Origin of the sequence: Shewanella psychrotolerans, assembly GCF_019457595.1 — a bacterium.
Lineage (GTDB): Bacteria > Pseudomonadota > Gammaproteobacteria > Enterobacterales > Shewanellaceae > Shewanella > Shewanella psychrotolerans.
In genome coordinates this window covers 1,051,310-1,068,080 of record NZ_CP080419.1, presented here as the reverse complement: position 1 = coordinate 1,068,080, position 16,771 = coordinate 1,051,310, and the positions used below count along the sequence as shown (strand labels likewise).

The 16,771-nt window shown below is 45.3% G+C and carries 14 protein-coding genes; 5 read left to right on the top strand and 9 right to left on the bottom strand.

Annotated features, from left to right (window positions below):
* Window positions 1–26: 26 nt before the first annotated feature.
* Entirely contained in the window at window positions 27–1,274 is a 1,248-nt protein-coding gene (locus K0I62_RS04705) for an Nramp family divalent metal transporter (RefSeq protein ID WP_434086837.1), read from the bottom strand.
* A gap of 589 nt (window positions 1,275–1,863) precedes the next feature.
* Between K0I62_RS04705 and K0I62_RS04700 the strand changes: the two genes are divergently transcribed.
* Window positions 1,864–2,496, top strand: coding sequence for a glutathione S-transferase family protein (locus K0I62_RS04700; protein WP_220070364.1), 633 nt, complete (start codon window positions 1,864–1,866; stop codon window positions 2,494–2,496).
* Between the two features lie 119 nt (window positions 2,497–2,615).
* Here K0I62_RS04700 and K0I62_RS04695 read toward each other — a convergent pair whose 3' ends face one another.
* The 4 genes from K0I62_RS04695 to K0I62_RS04680 form a co-directional block, all read right to left on the bottom strand.
* Window positions 2,616–3,116: a DUF4447 family protein gene (locus K0I62_RS04695; RefSeq protein WP_220070363.1), complete on the bottom strand. Its 501-nt coding sequence runs from the start codon at window positions 3,114–3,116 to the stop codon at window positions 2,616–2,618.
* 47 nt (window positions 3,117–3,163) lie between these two features.
* A complete protein-coding gene (locus tag K0I62_RS04690) occupies window positions 3,164–3,565 on the bottom strand; it encodes an SMI1/KNR4 family protein (protein WP_220070362.1) in 402 nt (133 codons plus the stop codon).
* Between the two features lie 107 nt (window positions 3,566–3,672).
* The gene (locus K0I62_RS04685; RefSeq protein WP_220070361.1) at window positions 3,673–4,452 is read right to left on the bottom strand and encodes a RelA/SpoT domain-containing protein; all 780 of its coding nucleotides are present in this window, start codon (window positions 4,450–4,452) and stop codon (window positions 3,673–3,675) included.
* A gap of 166 nt (window positions 4,453–4,618) precedes the next feature.
* On the bottom strand, window positions 4,619–6,703 hold the full coding sequence (locus tag K0I62_RS04680) for a M13 family metallopeptidase (RefSeq protein ID WP_220070360.1): 2,085 nt from the start codon (window positions 6,701–6,703) through the stop codon (window positions 4,619–4,621).
* Between the two features lie 386 nt (window positions 6,704–7,089).
* Between K0I62_RS04680 and rsuA the strand changes: the two genes are divergently transcribed.
* Window positions 7,090–7,779, top strand: a complete 690-nt coding sequence (rsuA, locus tag K0I62_RS04675; RefSeq protein WP_220070359.1) for a 16S rRNA pseudouridine(516) synthase RsuA — start codon at window positions 7,090–7,092, stop codon at window positions 7,777–7,779.
* 66 nt (window positions 7,780–7,845) lie between these two features.
* Here the strand turns inward: rsuA and K0I62_RS04670 are convergent, their stop codons facing one another.
* A complete protein-coding gene (locus K0I62_RS04670; protein WP_258405088.1) occupies window positions 7,846–8,271 on the bottom strand; it encodes a DUF3069 domain-containing protein in 426 nt (141 codons plus the stop codon).
* A gap of 238 nt (window positions 8,272–8,509) precedes the next feature.
* Between K0I62_RS04670 and K0I62_RS04665 the strand changes: the two genes are divergently transcribed.
* Window positions 8,510–10,420, top strand: coding sequence for a tetratricopeptide repeat-containing diguanylate cyclase (locus K0I62_RS04665; protein WP_258405087.1), 1,911 nt, complete (start codon window positions 8,510–8,512; stop codon window positions 10,418–10,420).
* A gap of 746 nt (window positions 10,421–11,166) precedes the next feature.
* The gene (gene queG, locus K0I62_RS04660; protein WP_220070357.1) at window positions 11,167–12,336 is read left to right on the top strand and encodes a tRNA epoxyqueuosine(34) reductase QueG; all 1,170 of its coding nucleotides are present in this window, start codon (window positions 11,167–11,169) and stop codon (window positions 12,334–12,336) included.
* Window positions 12,337–12,356: 20 nt separating this feature from the next.
* On the opposite strand, the gene K0I62_RS04655 is transcribed toward queG, so the two are convergent.
* The 3 genes from K0I62_RS04655 to K0I62_RS04645 all read right to left on the bottom strand — a co-directional run bounded on the left by K0I62_RS04655 (window position 12,357) and on the right by K0I62_RS04645 (window position 14,945).
* A complete protein-coding gene (locus K0I62_RS04655; protein WP_220070356.1) occupies window positions 12,357–12,560 on the bottom strand; it encodes a dodecin in 204 nt (67 codons plus the stop codon).
* Window positions 12,561–12,632: 72 nt separating this feature from the next.
* Complete coding sequence (locus K0I62_RS04650; RefSeq protein ID WP_220070355.1) at window positions 12,633–14,318, bottom strand: GMC family oxidoreductase; 1,686 nt, start codon at window positions 14,316–14,318, stop codon at window positions 12,633–12,635.
* Between the two features lie 18 nt (window positions 14,319–14,336).
* Window positions 14,337–14,945: a gluconate 2-dehydrogenase subunit 3 family protein gene (locus K0I62_RS04645; RefSeq protein WP_258405086.1), complete on the bottom strand. Its 609-nt coding sequence runs from the start codon at window positions 14,943–14,945 to the stop codon at window positions 14,337–14,339.
* Between the two features lie 210 nt (window positions 14,946–15,155).
* Between K0I62_RS04645 and K0I62_RS04640 the strand changes: the two genes are divergently transcribed.
* Window positions 15,156–16,709 (top strand): glutamate synthase-related protein, encoded by a 1,554-nt coding sequence (locus tag K0I62_RS04640; protein ID WP_220070354.1) that lies wholly within the window; start codon window positions 15,156–15,158, stop codon window positions 16,707–16,709.
* Window positions 16,710–16,771 lie beyond the last annotated feature (62 nt).

Genomic DNA, 16,771 nt, shown 5'->3' with positions numbered 1-16,771 from the left:
AAACAGCGCCAAAGAAGTCAAATGATTCACATGGATAACTTCCAATAGATAAATAACAGCGCAAAACCTAACAAATAAAGCATTCCCACCCAAGATAGGAGGCGCATTTTGACGCCATAGCGATCATCAATTGCCAATCTGTCACTGGTCATCAAACGATAATTGAGCCACGCAAAAATAACGGTGGTCATAAATGCTAGGGTCATTACAAACTGCAGCAATGGCAACAAGGCACCTTTGAAAAATAAAATGATCCCAAGCCCCAATAGACTTACGCCAAGCATAATTCCAGTTAACCAGCGATCATGACGACTTTCTTGCTGTTGGGTTACTTGTTGAGTTAACAGTCGCCAACTTAATGCCAATGTGCGGCTATAGCCATCGATAACCGTCACCGTTGTGCTAAAAATACACAGCAACGCCACAATACCGATTAAATAACGAGCTTCACTACCTAATACCTGGCTATAAAGTGTGATCAGTTGATCGGCAAACTTAGCACCTGACGGAGAAAAGTGTTCACTGCTACCGTGCATGACTAATGCACCTAGAGATAAGAACACAACTGCAAGTACAGCCGTTGTAACGTAACCAAGATTGAAATCAAATAGCGCCTGAGCCTTGGTCACCACTTGCTGTTTTTGCTTCTCAATCAGCCATAATGAGTTCCACGCGCTTACCTCAATAGGCGCTGGCATCCACCCCATCATTGCGACTAAAAAGCCGACATGCGCCCATTGCCACGGAGAGGGCGAAATAAAGCCTTCAGTCATAATCGGTTCAGCGTTAAAAGCAAGTCCGGCGGCGGATAATGTGGCAATAGTCAGCACCAACATAATCACCTTAGTGACCTTATCCAACAGCTGATAATGACCCAATATCAACATGAATAAACTCGATGCCAATACGATTAACGCTAATAGATCAATCGATAACGGAATAAAAAGTGTCAGCATGGCTGCGCTTAACATGGCAACCCCAGCAGTACTGGCGACCGCTGCGATACTGTTTAACACGCTAAAAAGCAGCAGATAACCTCGTCCCTGCTTTTGATAACCATGCAGTAAAGTCTCACCAGTGGCAGCCGTATAGCGCGCACCAGCGGCAAAAAAAGGATATTTTAGTAAGTTAACGGCAAGAATAACCCAAGCTAACTGCCAACCAAACTCGGCTCCAGCGCGTGTAGAGGCGACTAGATGGGATGCACCAATTGCCGCAGCAGCCATCAGTAGCCCAGGCCCCGTGGCTTTTAGCACCCGATTAATACGCATCATAGGGTCTCGTGCTACCGCAGATTGCGAACTATTCAACATTGAAATTTCCCTTTGCTTGTCCCGATGTGGCGAGCATTGATTCGATACGACCTAAGGCAACAGTAATATGAGGCAAACAAATTAAGGCTCAATCTTGAGTACTATTATGCAACGCCTCAGAACCTGGTTGATGCTCGGCAATACCGCTGAGTTGCCCATAAACCGATGGGAAACCAGATAAGTAATAATGGGATCCCCACTATGGTGACACATCTAAGGACAGTGCCAACTACTAAGCGCTAACCAACACTGCCGTCGTGTTCTATTTCAATTTTTCTTATAACTGCACATTGCCTTCCATTGACATCCCCTCTATCCCATTAATCCACAGCGCAGCCACGAACGCGCCAAGTTACCATTCAGATTAATTAATCAAAATCATGAGCTTGAAGAGTAATACATCCTATCTTACTCCCTTACAATACTTAAATAGTACAATAGTCTATCGACAGCCAATCACTGCATAAAATGAATAAGATAACGTAATAGCTTTTACTAATCTCATCCTATCGAATATCTTAAAACAACGTTGAAACAATAAGGTAAAACAATGATCACTTTATATGGTACGCCAAAAAGTCGCGCGCTACGTGTGTCTTGGCTGTTAGAAGAGTTAAGCATCGATTGGACCTTTTCATTTATCAACTTTTCTAAAGGTGATAATCGCAGCGACAGCTTCTTAGCCCTCAACCCAAGCGGAAAAATCCCGGTGATAACAGATGATGACTTAGTGCTCACAGAATCGGCCGCTATATGCCAATACCTTGCTGAAAAGTATGGTGGAGGACGTTTACTACCGGCAGCAGGCACAGCTAGCGCAGGTCATTATCATCAATGGGTAAGCTTCATTATTTGCGAGTTAGAACAACCGCTATGGACCATGGGTAAACACAAGTTTGCACTGCCAGATGAGCAGCGTCAGTCAAGTATTTTACCTGTTGCTAAATGGGAGTTTGATAAGGCGGCAGCCCTAGCAGAAACCATGATACCGAACACGCCCTATTTGCTGGGTGATGAGATATCGGTCGCCGATATCCTATTAACTCACACCCTGATGTGGGCCACAATGTTCGATCAAGATATTCCACCAAAACTCGCTAGCTATAGAGACAGATTACAATCCAATCCTGCACTAATCCGCGCCTTAGAGAAAACGAAGGCTATTGCGGCGAAATCAGAGTAATACATTTAGAGAGCTAGATGGCGCTCATATGAAGTTAAAGGTTGTATTTCTAGGCTGAAGGCCTAATCAAAAAGGAAGCGATTAGCTTCCTTTTTGGTTACTAAAGATCCCCTGAAACATTAAAGCTGTGTTGCCGCCCATTTAGCACGGCTTTCACGGCTCTCTTTTAGCCCTGTTGTTTCACGATAAGCCTTATAAGCTTCAACATCTAACGCCACTAAGGTGACATCAACTTCGAGTACCAATTTACACTCTTTCTTAATCCGCCATGCCGCCGTGTTATAAAGCTCCGTAAGCGGTAACGCGCTCAAAAATTCTGGGTTATAAGCGGTATAAATAGCTTGTGTGGGATACACCACAAAACTTAAGGTACGCTTAGGCTCTTTGTTAAATAACTCTTCAATACCATCGCAGGTATTCAGTACTTGCATCTCAATGGTTTCATCGAGTTCCAACAATTTTTTAGCTGCTAGTCCCGATACTTCTGCCTCACCCGCTTCCCAAGCAAGTACTTGCTCTTCGGTGTTTTTTGACAGTTCTGCAACTTGCGCCGCGCTTAAACCTAATGAGTGGCGAAGATATTTAATTTCAATCGCATTTAATTCTGCATTCTTTGACATTGTATTTTCCAAATTGGAGATTAATTCTATAACGAGAAAGCAAGGCTTTAGGCGTTGATCCAAACCTCTTCAGCCCACTGCCAAAAAGACTCCCAGCGCTCTTCATCAAGCTCATCGTCACGCCACAGCATTACTTGACCTTCTTGGTCTATACAGTAAAAACTATCCCCTTGCTGACAAATAGCAATGTACTCTCTTGGCATGCCGATTGACCAAGCATAAGAGGTCACTTCCGGTAGATAAGTGTGTGAATGAGGGTCACTGGCGGTGACGGGCTCAAGCGTGCCATGAATAACATCACTGGCGTATAACAAATACTCTTTTAACTCTGATGGAAGACTAATGAGGATCTGTTCTTCGACTTCTACAAGTTGTTCAAACGTTGGTAGTTCTAATGGTACAGGAACGGTTTCACTTAAATCCTGTAGCTGCTCAATAAGATCGTGCATCTGTAATTCGCTAATTATCGGGCTAATGGCGGCAAGTATAATCGCTTTGGATTGAATTTGTTAATTCAATTTTAAACACCCACGCATGCCAAAAGCTCATTAAATAATTAAGCGGCGATTAAACTAGCATTATCCAAGCGTTTATAGTTAAGCCATGCTTTATGGTAAAGCTTGTGCGATTGCTGGCGCAATTGGGTAATTTTTGCCACCTCAATGTCGTTAAGCTGTCTACCTTGCTTTTTAGCGCTAGCTTCTATGGCTTGCACTGTTTCATAAACTTGATGCTCTTCACCATTTTTTATCTCAGAAATAGCCTTGAGATGGAGCTGAACTTCGACGATCATTTGTGTTTGCGGCAGTTTTACCAACAGGTTTAAATCGCGGTAGCCGGACGCTTTCGGAACGGCAAAACGATTCTTTACTTGAACTATTTTAGCCTTCTGACTGAGGTCTTCATATGCGATCATCAGACTATAAATATCATCAGCCACTAAGCTAGCTCTCGCTAAATCGGTGATTTGACTCGCATCACCGCCAAATTTGGTTGCGACCTTCTGCGCTGCGCGTTGATAACTTTTAATCGCTGGCAAGACAAGCTCACAATATTCTGCACCGTTAAGTGACGCGAGCAACTGGCTTAACTCTATCTGCGCCGCATTTGCTTGACAGTAAAGACGGTCTATGTCGCTACTGGTTTGACGAACTGTTGAAGAGGAGGTGGTGGATATGGCTATCAGGCCATCGAGATTTTTCGAAAAAGATTGTTTAAATGCGAAGTTGCTGCGGGATTCTTTTATTTCTGCCTGAGAGTCATAGCTAGTTGCAAAGCTACTGCGGGTCGACAGCAATAACAAAAAGATAAAAAAGGTGCGAAATAATCTATTCATAACCATCCTCGGTAACATCTCTAACCTCGAGGTTCTAATCTAGCCCCCTTTCACTTAACCAATGCTTAATAAAAAGTGAAACATTATTCATCTAAAAATCCTTGATAACAGACCATAAAAAAAGAGCGCGATTTGCGCTCTTTTTTATCATAACATCAGAAGTTTACTACCAAATTTTTACGCGCTTCTCCGGTGCGATATACATAGCATCGCCCTCTTTCACGTCAAACGTAGTGTAAAACTCTGGCATATTCGATAATGCCCCTAATGAACGGAATTTTGCAGGCGAATGCGGATCGGTTGCCACGCGGTTACGCATCGATTCCTCTTTGATCTTAGCGCGCCAGATCTGAGTGAAGCCGATAAAGAAACGCTCATCACCACTTAGACCGTCGATAACCGGTGCCTCTTTGCCATTAAGTGACATCTTATAAGCTTTGTAGGCAATGGTCACACCAGAAAGATCGCCGATGTTTTCGCCAAGCGTCAGCTCACCGTTAACGTTTAAGTCATCAAATACAGCATAGTTATTATACTGTTCAACCAAAGCCTTACCACGTGCAGCAAACTCTTTTAAATCTTGCTCTGTCCACCAATCACGCATGTTGCCTTCGCCGTCAAACTTAGCACCTTGGTCGTCGAAACCGTGCCCCATTTCGTGACCAATCACAGCACCAATGCCGCCGTAATTGACTGCGTCATCAGCCTCCATGTTAAAGAACGGAGGTTGCAAGATAGCCGCAGGGAATACAATTTCATTCATCGTTGGATTGTAGTAAGCATTCACCGTTTGTGGTGTCATATGCCATTCCCACTTACGAATTGGAGAGCCTAGTTTTTCAAGTTCTTTCTCATGGCTAAGTTCACTCGCACGAATACTATTACCAACGAGATCGTCACCCTTGATTGTCAGTTTGCTGTAATCTTCCCAGCGATCTGGATAACCGATTTTAGGATCGAACTTAGCAAGCTTATCTTTAGCAGCCACTTTAGTATCTGGGCTCATCCAAGATAGGTTTTCAATGCTCTCACCGTAAGCACTACGAAGGTTTTCTACCAATGTCTGCATACGCTTTTTGGCTTCTGGTGTAAAATGACGCTTAACATACACCTTGCCTACCACTTCGCCCAATAGGCTATTCACCGTACCAACGCCACGCTTCCAACGAGGTTGCTGCTCTGCTTGGCCATTTAGCGTTTTAGAGAAAAACTCAAAATTCTCTCTGTCCAAATCAACACTAAGGTTGCCAGCAAAATGAGTCAGCGTCTGCCAAGTCATGTAAGTTTGCCAAGTTGATAGGTCGTTGGCTTTAAGTACTTCGTTAAATCCTTCGATGAAGCTAGGCTGATTAACGATAATGTCGACCTGTTTATCCGCACCTAACACCTTAAGGTAACCGCTCCAGTTAAAATCAGGAGCCAATTTAGCCAGATCCGCAACCTGATATAGATTGTAAGTCTTAGTGCTGTCACGGTTTTCGACGACATCCCAATGACGGCTTGCTATAGCGGTTTCTAAGGCCAATACCTGCTCTGCGCTCACCTTAGGATCGCCAAGTCCGGCTAAGGTAAACATCTTCTCGATATGCTCAACGAAGGCTTTACGGATGTTAACGAAACGCTCAGCTTCATTAAAATAGTAATCTTTCTCAGGCAAGCTCAGGCCATATTGCCAAAGGTGAGTCGCGTAACGGCTAGAATTTTTAGCATCAATATCGATGTAAAACGCTAATGGCGTACCACCACCAATCACTTGACTGTGAGCGAAATACTCAACTAACTCGTCTTTATTTTTAAGGGCTGCAATTTTATCTAACTCACCTTGAATCGGCTTAATGCCTAGTTTGTTCAAGGTATCGGTGTCCATGAATGAGCGATAAAGGTCTGCCACCTTTTGCTCATCACTACCAGGGGTTAGGTTTGGCGTCGCAGCAACTTCTTCAATAATAGCTTTAACATCATCACGTGACTTTTCACGTAAGTCATAGAACGCGCCCGTGCTAGTACGATCGCCAGGGATCTCAGTGTTCTTAATCCAAGTACCATTTACATAGTCATAGAAATCATCTTGCGGGCGAACTGACTTATCAAAATTAGCAAAGTCGATCCCTGATGTAAGGGCCTTTTGTACCGCTACGGCAGTTTCAGTTTTTACAGTTTCTGGCGCTTTAACTTCAGCTTTATCACTGTTACAAGCGCTAAGCCCGACGATAAGAGAGGCACATAAACCCCCAACAAGAACTTTCTTCATGTTAATTCCTTTTTGATGCTTATTTCATTTATTGTTTTATGCAGCAGCGTTACTGATATCACAAGCCAAAAGTGGTGCTAAAACGGTTTCAAGTTACGTATGTTAATGGCTTCATACCAATGTAAACAAGTTCCGGCGGCGATTGTTCTCAATAATTGTGCAATTCATATGTAAGTAAAGGTTTCCTAACCTTCAATTTGGCACATTGAACTGAAGTTTCAATCAGCTAAGCATGGCAAGTGCCATCTCGATTGCAGTGGTGGTTCAATACAGAGAGTTTATCATCCCGTTTATCCCGATTGTTCTGCTATACACTACACAAGATCTTCCTCTTTACGCACTCACACTTCATAATGGTACCTATTATGATTTTATAGGCAACAACAGTGCGTTTAGACAAATTTATCTGCGAGTCCACTTCATTAACACGGTCATTAGCAAAAAAAGCGCTCCATAGAGGCGACGTTACTTGTGATGGTGTCATAGTTAAAAACTCAGGCTTTAAGGTAGAAGCAAGTCATCAGATCCATCTTGACGGTGAATTAATCACGGTAATTGGCCCTCGATTTATCATGCTAAACAAACCAGTTGAGACTATCTGCTCGACTATCGATGAAGAATATCCGTCAGTATTGAGCCTCCTCGATATCGCGAAAACAGAAGATTTGCATATTGCAGGGCGCCTAGATGTCGATACGACGGGGTTGGTGCTCATTACTAGTGACGGTCAGTGGTCACACAAGATAACTTCTCCCAAAAAAGAGTGCGGTAAACGCTATCTGGTTCAACTTGCTGATCCTCTCGCCGAGGAGCTTGTTGAGCAATTCACTCAAGGTATTGAGCTGAGAAATGAAGATGGCTTAACTAAACCCGCACAGCTGGAAATAATTGACAGCCATCAGGCTAGGCTAACGATTACTGAAGGTAAATATCATCAAGTCAAGCGTATGTTTGCAGCCGTCGGTAACAAGGTTGTGGGGCTGCACCGTGAATGTGTTGGCAAGATTGAATTAGATCGCAGTTTAGCACCAGGAGAATGGCGCTATCTTACCGACGACGAGATAGCATCGATTTAAACCGTGATACTCAACTTGAGATACTCAAACTAACGGAGCAACACTAAGACTGTGTTGCTCCGTTTTTTATCCTGCAATAACAGCCTTTATACTATTAAGTAGTGCTCTGTCGGTGCGTGCTTTTTTGAGTTTTTTAGCGCTCTCTTTCAAAGATGCTTCAGATAAACGAGTAAATATATCGTTATACTCATTTTCATCGATAGCTTCATCACTGTCAGCCAATTCAGCGATATCTTGGGCGACTCGGCTAAGTTGTAGCCAAGCATTTGCGATGTAAAAACCGTGAAAATCTTCCTTAGGCAATAGCACGCTCGCACTTGGTGGTAGCGCATCCCATGTTGCTGCAAATTTGAGATCTTTATCTTCAAGCAATTCATTAAACAGATTGGCGTAGGCTTCCATCAAATTAGCTGGCACCTGATCCATAGGAATAACATGATTGCACACGTTGAACGCTACTATCTCGGCGCGCTCCTTATATTCAGAATTCAATTTACTTTTACTCCACAATCATCAGTTAGCAAAAATCAGCAAAGGCTGAACGTTATACCTTCACCGTAAATGAAAAGCAAAAATTCAATCTAATGATTTACCTCAAGGCTTTTATGCTTAAAAAATATACTGTTACTATTAAAAATGTGTCATCCTTATAACAATAGTTACAAAAAACAATATCCACTATAGTTAACGGGTCACTTTACAGGGTGAACAAACTAATCAAATGATAACAATGATAATCTTAACATCATGGACGCGTTTAAGTTTGCTAGCGAGTATCGGTATGCTACTCGTCGGCCTTTCATTTCCAGTTCAGTCCGCTCCTTTTCAGCCCAAAAGCGTTGAAAAAGCTTTAGAGGTATTTGATAGTGGTGAACTAACCGATTCTGAAACAATAAAAGTCACCCTGAACTACCTTAAAAAAAACATCTCAGTAGAGGACACTAAAAATTATCTCAAGTTACAGGCTGTCATTTGTTGGAATGGCTTTGACTTAACCGATAATAAAGCAATTGAAGCGGCAATCGAGTTTGTAAACTTAAAGCTAGCGTCAAAACAGATCGCGAAATCTTCTGAAACAGCAACCGATCTTAAACTATGCAGAGCATATATGTATCAACTCATAGGTAAAGTTGACCTAGCACTTCAAGAGTATAATGACCTTGTTCATCAGGCCTATCTTATCGACTCCCCCAAGTTAATAGCAGACTCTCGTTCATTAAGAGGCGCGATGTATTCGTTTCAAGGAAATTTTGCTGGAGCTTTAGAGGATTTCATTATCGCTCAACATCTTTACGAATCACTTAATCTTAAAGCCTGGGCACAATATAACCTTATCGAACTGGCCACTAGTTATCGACGTTTTGGCGACCCACAAACGGCGATAAAATACTATCAACAGCTAGAGGTTCAATTTAGTAAACAAGGCGATAATGACACCGCCAATCTGATGAAAACAGAAATAGCCTACGCCTTAGAAGAGTTAGGAGAAAATAGCGCCGCATTAGAAAAACACTTACAAAGCTACCACTACTGGAAAGATAAATCCGATGATAAATCAAGTGCTTTTCAAGCCATTAATATTGCGGGAATATTAATAAAACTCGATCGCGTCGAAGAGGCGGAAAAATATCTATCACAGGCAACTGAATTTATCAAAGTTTCTGATGGAGCGAGTTACAGTTTTATGCGTCTTTTTCAGGCCCAAGCAGCACTTCATCACCACGAGATGGAAAAAGCACACGCATATCTTAATGAAGCTGAAACAGCCTTCACCAAAATTAAAAATTCTAGAGGTTTAGAGCAGTTGTACCTTGTGCAAAGTCAGGCTTTTATATCACAACAAAATTGGCAACAAGCAGTGATTGCACTGCAAGACTATATTGCTACCCATCAAGCACTCGATGCGACCCGACAAACCAATAGCACAACAGAAATGCGTACACGCTTCAATACAGAGAAAGTTGAGCGAGAAAATAAGCAATTATTGAAGATACAGAAGATAAAAGAAAATGAGCTAATAATTTTAAATCAAAATAAATATTTACAGTTAGCAGTGATCATTCTCTCCGGCATTATCATGGTGATCTTATCTGTAATCTCCTATAAACAATCAAAAAAATCTAAACAGCTCTCAGTATTAGCATCGACAGACCACCTAACACAATTGCCAAATCGACGCTCAACCTACCTTAAGGGAGAAACTTACTTTAAGTCGAAAGAATCCACAGAGCATCCACTCTCTTTAATCCTATTTGATGCCGACAACTTTAAGCAAATCAATGATCAACTCGGTCACGACATAGGTGATAAGGTCTTAATTTCACTTGCTAATATCAGTAACATGTTAATGCGAAAGCAAGACTTAGTTGGCCGTGTAGGAGGGGAAGAGTTTCTTATCGTCTTACCCAATACTTCGTCAGAACAGGCATTTAATATTGCTCAAAGACTCGTGGCGACAGTAGAAAAGAGTAATTTTGATGATATCCCTTCTGACTTAAAATTAACCATCAGTGCAGGAATTGCAACTCAGGCTGATGAAAATTCGTTTGATATGCTATTAAAACGAGCGGATAAGGCATTGTATAGTGCCAAAGCAGCGGGACGTAATTGCGCCGTATTAAGTGATAAAAACTCAGCTTAATCTCGCTGCTCAATAAGATTGAGTTGGGTAGGTGCATTAAACTGAGGAAATCAAGCCTGATAAGGTTGTCTCGCCCACCTTCCCTTTGCCGTTTTTTCACTGCCCTATACCATTGATTTACACTTGGGGTAAGGTGCCCTTAGCAAAGCGTGCTACGATGAAATGTTTTACCCCCTTCATCAAAATCGACTCGCCGATTGAGTCCCGATAAACCCCGACGCTTCTGGGCCTATCCATCTACAAAATATTATCTAACTGCACATCATCATTAGCGCTAGCGTAAACATATACACGACTTGTTGCGATAGGTCTTATAAAATCAAAAGCTTTCTACGCTCGTTATTAAGCGCGCATATAAACAACATGACATCAGGCTGAGAGACCGCTATAACATAGGCTCGAGCCCAAAGGAACACCTCAGTATTTGCATCAACATTTAACCGTTGAGCCAATAGCTCGGCTAGTGCCACTCCATATCCCTTTTGCGACTCCCTGTGCCTGAAAGCTCATTGGTGCCCATTCCTCAGTCAGCATTCGCATTAAGTGTTTTCCAATTTTAGACCTTTGACATCGCACAAGATTTATATAAAACGCCTTGGAACAGTTGAATTCAAATAAGCGGCTTTCCATCGTTTCAATGTTCTACACTATGGCGAGACAAGCATTTCGTCCAAGGTTTTGTCCTGCTTTGTTAACTGATATGATGAGTAGGTTATCCATCACTCATTATCACTATCATTGCCACTATGCCCACACACTCGCCAGCTCAACTCACTACCACACAGCTTCAAGAGCTAGCCTTAAAGATTAAAGAGTGGGGAAAAGCACTTGGATTCGCTCAAATAGGCATCTGTGATACCGATCTCAGTAAAGAAGAAGCAAAACTTCAAACATGGCTCGACAAGGGGTATCACGGAGAGATGGCTTACATGGAAACTCATGGCATGATGCGGGCACGTCCCCATGAGTTACACCCAGGCACCCAACGAGTTATTTCAGCCAGAATGGACTACCTTCCCCCCGACGCTGGCTTTGCTACTAACTTAAGCGACCCCAATTTAGCCTATATATCTCGCTACGCTGGCGGACGCGACTATCACAAAATGATCCGTAACAGGCTTAAAAAGCTAGGACAACAGATCGAAGCTGAGCTAGACAGTTTAGGATTGGCTAAACCCAACTTTCGCCCCTTTGTCGATTCTGCGCCTATTTTAGAACGACCTCTGGCCGATAAAGCTGGGCTTGGCTGGACTGGTAAACACAGTCTATTACTTAACCACCAGGCGGGGAGCTGGTTTTTTCTCGGCGAACTGTTGATCGACCTGGCACTTCCCGTCGATGTGCCAATAAAGGAAGAGTGTAATACCTGCGTCGCTTGCATCAAGTCTTGCCCAACTAACGCAATAGTCGAACCTTATGTGGTTGATGGCCGGCGTTGTATCTCCTATCTCACCATTGAGCTGCAAGGCGCTATCCCAGAGGAGTTTCGTCAACAGATAGGCAATCGAATCTATGGCTGCGATGACTGTCAGCTAGTTTGCCCGGTAAACTCGCGCGCGCCGCTAACGCAAGAGCATGATTTTCACACCCGAGATCCACTCAAGCATCCCGAACTCCTTACCCTTTTTAGCTGGAACGAGGCCGAGTTTTTAAGCTATACCGAAGGCAGCGCTATTCGTAGAATAGGACATAAACGCTGGCTGCGAAATATTGCTGTGGCGCTTGGTAACGCGCCACATTCAGAAAAAATCATCAATGCGTTGACCCATCGCCGCAACAGTGACGAGGTCGATGAGATGGTTATCGAACATATCGATTGGGCTCTCGACCAACAGCTTAATCACAAACAGCAAACTAACCGAAAGACCCAACGTGTCATTCGCGCGGTAACAAAGGGGTTACCCAGAGATGCCTAATGCCAATCCATACAAGCCCGCTAATCTAAGGTAAACCCAACTTTTACTGTTACTTGCCAATGAGCAATAAGCCCCTCTTCCAGATGGCCGCGGGTTTCCACCACTTGAAACCAGCGCAGATGATGCAGTGACTGACTAGCCTCCGCGATAGCGTTTTTAATCGCTTCATCGGAGCTAATAGGCGAAGAACCGACAAGTTCAATAATTTTGTAGGTATGACTCATAGTGATTATCCCAAGTTAATAATTTCATCAACTTGAGTATAGGAAGGATTTTGGCCTTCGATTTAACCTTTATTAGCCTAAGTGCTCAATCAGCTTATCGGCCACTCGAAATGCATTAGCGTATATGGTTAAAGTTGGGGTAACTGAGCCACCATTAGGCATAAATGAACCATCGCTGATATAGAGATTAGCGCAATCATGTACGCGGCAGTTTTTATCTAGTACCGATGTTTTGGGATCGTGACCAAAGCGGCAGCCTCCAGCAACTAAATTAGATGTGGGCGACGTAAACACATTCCCCCAGGCTTCATCGGCGCCCATCGCCTTCATCACCTCAACACCCCGATCAACTAAATACTGCGCCACCTTAAGATCATGGGGATGAAAACCGGCGCGCACCTTGGCCACTGGCTGCCCCCACTTGTCTTGCTCTTCATCGTCCAGAGTGACGTAACAATCATCATTGGTCAGCCAATCACAGAAAACCTCAAATTTAAAATCCCGCGACTGGGTGAAATGCGCCTTGATCTTCTGCTTAAGCGGCGTGCCCCACAAGAGGTTGCCCTCCTGCCACTTGAGTCCATTAGCCTCGCTGGTCGGCGAAGGCGGATCGAACACAAAATCTAAAGTGCCGCCCTTCACCGGCTTATCGAACACCGCTTTGTCATCAATCACATACCAATCCTGTAGGGCGCGATTGAAAAATGGACCTCTTATTTTCAATCCGCCGGCAACGTCAGGCGCTAATCTATCTAACTTAAATACCCCATGACCTGTGCCACCGGCGCAGCAATGTAAATTTTTACCGACTTGATCATAACGATTACCGATACCATTGGGATGCTTCCCCCCTTTACTGGCTAGCAGTAGCCTCGCACTTTCGATCGAGTAACAAGCCACCACAAACAATCGAGCAGAAATATCTATACTCTTACCCCTTGCATCGAAATAACTCGCACTACTGACCTCACCAGCCCCATTGGTGTTTAGCCGATACACTTTAGCTTGCGTCACTATTTTACAGCGCCCCGTTGCCACAGCATCATTTAACAGCGCCGCACGAGAGCTCGCCTTTGCACCAGAGTGACAACCATAACTGCCACAATAGCCAGAATACTCACAGCTTTTACGACCATAAAATGGTACAGATAGAATACCGCGCGCCATAGGTAAAGGGTGTAATTTTAGAGATTTACACGCTAAATCAAATTTAGCGGCAATAGGATGTTCGGCCGTGGGTGGCAATGGGTAATCTGGTGTCGAACGCGGCTCTAAATAGGGATGCTTCACCACTTTACCGCTAACACCAACAATCCGCTCCACCTTGGCATAATAGGGCTCGAATTCAGCATAGCTTATCGGCCAATCGACAGTATTAGCCCCCTCAATCGCACCGAACGTCGACACTAACGCAAAATCCTGTGGCTTAAGACGATGAAAATAGCCGCTCATAAAGTTAGAGGCACCACCGACAATATTTCCGCCCCAAAACTGAGCGGTCATATCACTCGACCATTGCCCATCGCCAGTCGGCTCTTCAAGCACATGGCGCTCATCTTCATATTGAGAACGAAATACTCGATGACGTGCTAGCTGCTCATCTTTAACAAAATCCTCTTCGGTAAACCATTTACCCTTTTCTAATACCACGACTGAAAATCCAGCCTTAGCTAACTCGTAGGCAACAGGCCCAGCACCGCTGCCAACGATACAGAGATCATACAGAGGCTTGATATTGGCGGGTATCGTGTTTGACATACATGTCACCTAATGTAGCTAAGATTGAAAATCGAGATAGGTCTTACCCGGTACCGGGCGTGGAAAACCAGGTTGATGCTCAAGCCAGCGCCAACCCATCTGATCGGGATTGCCACCATAAACTGGGTCTAGGGTCAGCGCCTCAATCAGGTAGTAGAGCAGCAAGGAGAGCCAGTTTTCACCGGCGCGGCTCTTGGCGATACGTGCTAGCATCGCCTCCTGCTCATCCCAGCTCAGTACCAAAAAACTGCGTTTCAGCTCAGTGTCGGCCAGGTCCTCTAACCAGGCAGCCCCCTGTAAAACAAACTGCCTATCGTCATCGGCGCGATTATCCGGATCTTCCATGGCCCATAAAAGATAGCTATAGGCATTGAGATCCTTGGCCGATGGACCATCACCATCATCGGGAAACAGATGCAATTGCACGCTCTCTATGATGGCGCGGTTGATCACGTCAAAATCTTGCGGCCGAGTGGCGAGTGAAAAGCTCTCATCATCCGCCCAGCTAAACTGGGGTTTCGCCGTTAACAAGAACGCCAGTGCGCCGCTACGGGCAAGAAACGCCCGCCGATCCAACCCACTCTCATAGGCATACTCTGTTGCCATCTTCTTTGCTCGTCCTGTCACCTTGTTCTCCTTTCGCCTGCGCCCAGATATCGCTTCATCGCCAGTTATAAGACCTAAGTTGAAGCCAAATGGATTCAGTTGAGTGTGAATTTTTCGGCGCGTCGGGTCAACACCCTGAGCGCTCCCACAAAAACAGTCGTGGCGGCAATGAGTCACAAAAGCACCTAGACTAGAAGATAAACTTGCTCAACTGCGCTTTAAGGATCTCCCATGACAAAACCTGTCATCGCCGATAACAAACCTAAGAAAGTCGAGTTAACCAAAGGAAAAGAATACTATTTTTGCGTCTGTGGTCGCTCAAACAGTCAGCCCTTTTGCGATGGTTCCCATAAGGATACGGGATTAACCCCCAAAGCCTTTACCGCCGAGGAAAGTGGCGAAGCCTACTTGTGCGCCTGTAAACACACAGGCAACGCCCCATACTGCGATGGCACCCATAAGCAGTTTAATTCAGAGCAGGTGGGTAAAGAGGGCCCTGGCCGAGAGGCCATCGCCAAAGATGATGCTGATAAACCGCCCAAGGCCGCAGCGACAAAAGAGGAGCCCAGCGTCGAACTCATCCATCAACTGGCCAGAGAGGGACTGAAAAGTCTAGGACACCACGGCCCTATGGTCGCTATGGGGGTGCCCAGATGTCAGCTCCCCAGCTGGGATGAGATTCAGATCATGACGGCCCAGATGGCCAGCAAACCACTGTTTGAAGAAGAAGCGGTAGACACTGAGCTGATTATTGGGCCCGAGGCACGAAAGCCCCTGCGACTCAAGATCCCCCTATTGGTGTCAGACATGAGCTTCGGCGCACTTTCGCAGGAGGCAAAAGTTGCCCTGGCCAAGGGTGCCGAGCTGGCGGGCACAGGGATCTGCTCTGGTGAAGGTGGCATGCTGCCCGAGGAGCAGGCGGCCAATTCGCGCTACTTCTATGAGCTGGCCAGCGCCCAATTTGGCTATCAGGAAGCCTTGATGAGTAAGATACAGGCGTTTCACTTCAAGGGAGGACAAGGAGCCAAGACAGGCACAGGCGGTCACCTACCGGGCAGCAAGAATCAAGGCAAGATCGCCGAAATCCGCGGTATTCCCGCGGGTCAGGACGCCATCTCGCCCCCTAGGTTCAAAGACCTCAACTCAGTGGCCGATTTTAAACGCTTCGCCGACAGGGTGCGGGAACTCAGCGGCGGCGTGCCTATCGGCTTTAAGCTGAGCGCCAATCATATCGAACGGGATATTCAGTTTGCCCTAGATGCCAGTGCCGACTACATCATACTCGATGGACGAGGCGGCGGTACGGGCGCAGCGCCGCAGATTTTTCGCGATCACATCAGTGTACCCACCATTCCAGCCTTGGCGCGGGCCCGGCGTTATCTCGACCAGCAGGGCGCCAGTGGCCGGGTGACGCTCATCATCACAGGCGGGCTCAGATTACCCATGGACTTTGTTAAAGCGATGGCACTAGGTGCCGACGGCGTCGCCCTGGCCAATAGTGCCATGCAGGCGATCGGCTGCGTGGCTGCCCGGATCTGTAATACCAATAACTGTCCCGCTGGTATCGCCACCCAAAACGCCGATCTGCGTCAGCGGCTCAATATCGACAAATCGGCCCAGCAACTGGCTAACTTTATGGCTGCCTCTACCGAGCTGATGCAGGTGATGGCCAGAGCTTGTGGTCACCATAAGCTAAGCCAGTTCAACTTAGATGATCTGGCCACCTGGCACAGCGAGATGGCCAAGCTCTCCGGCATCCCCTACGCTGGCGTGACACAGATTTAAAGCCATAGGCAACACCTTCACAGCCCGCCTCCTCTAAGAAGAGGCGGGCCAAGCCTCTTAAA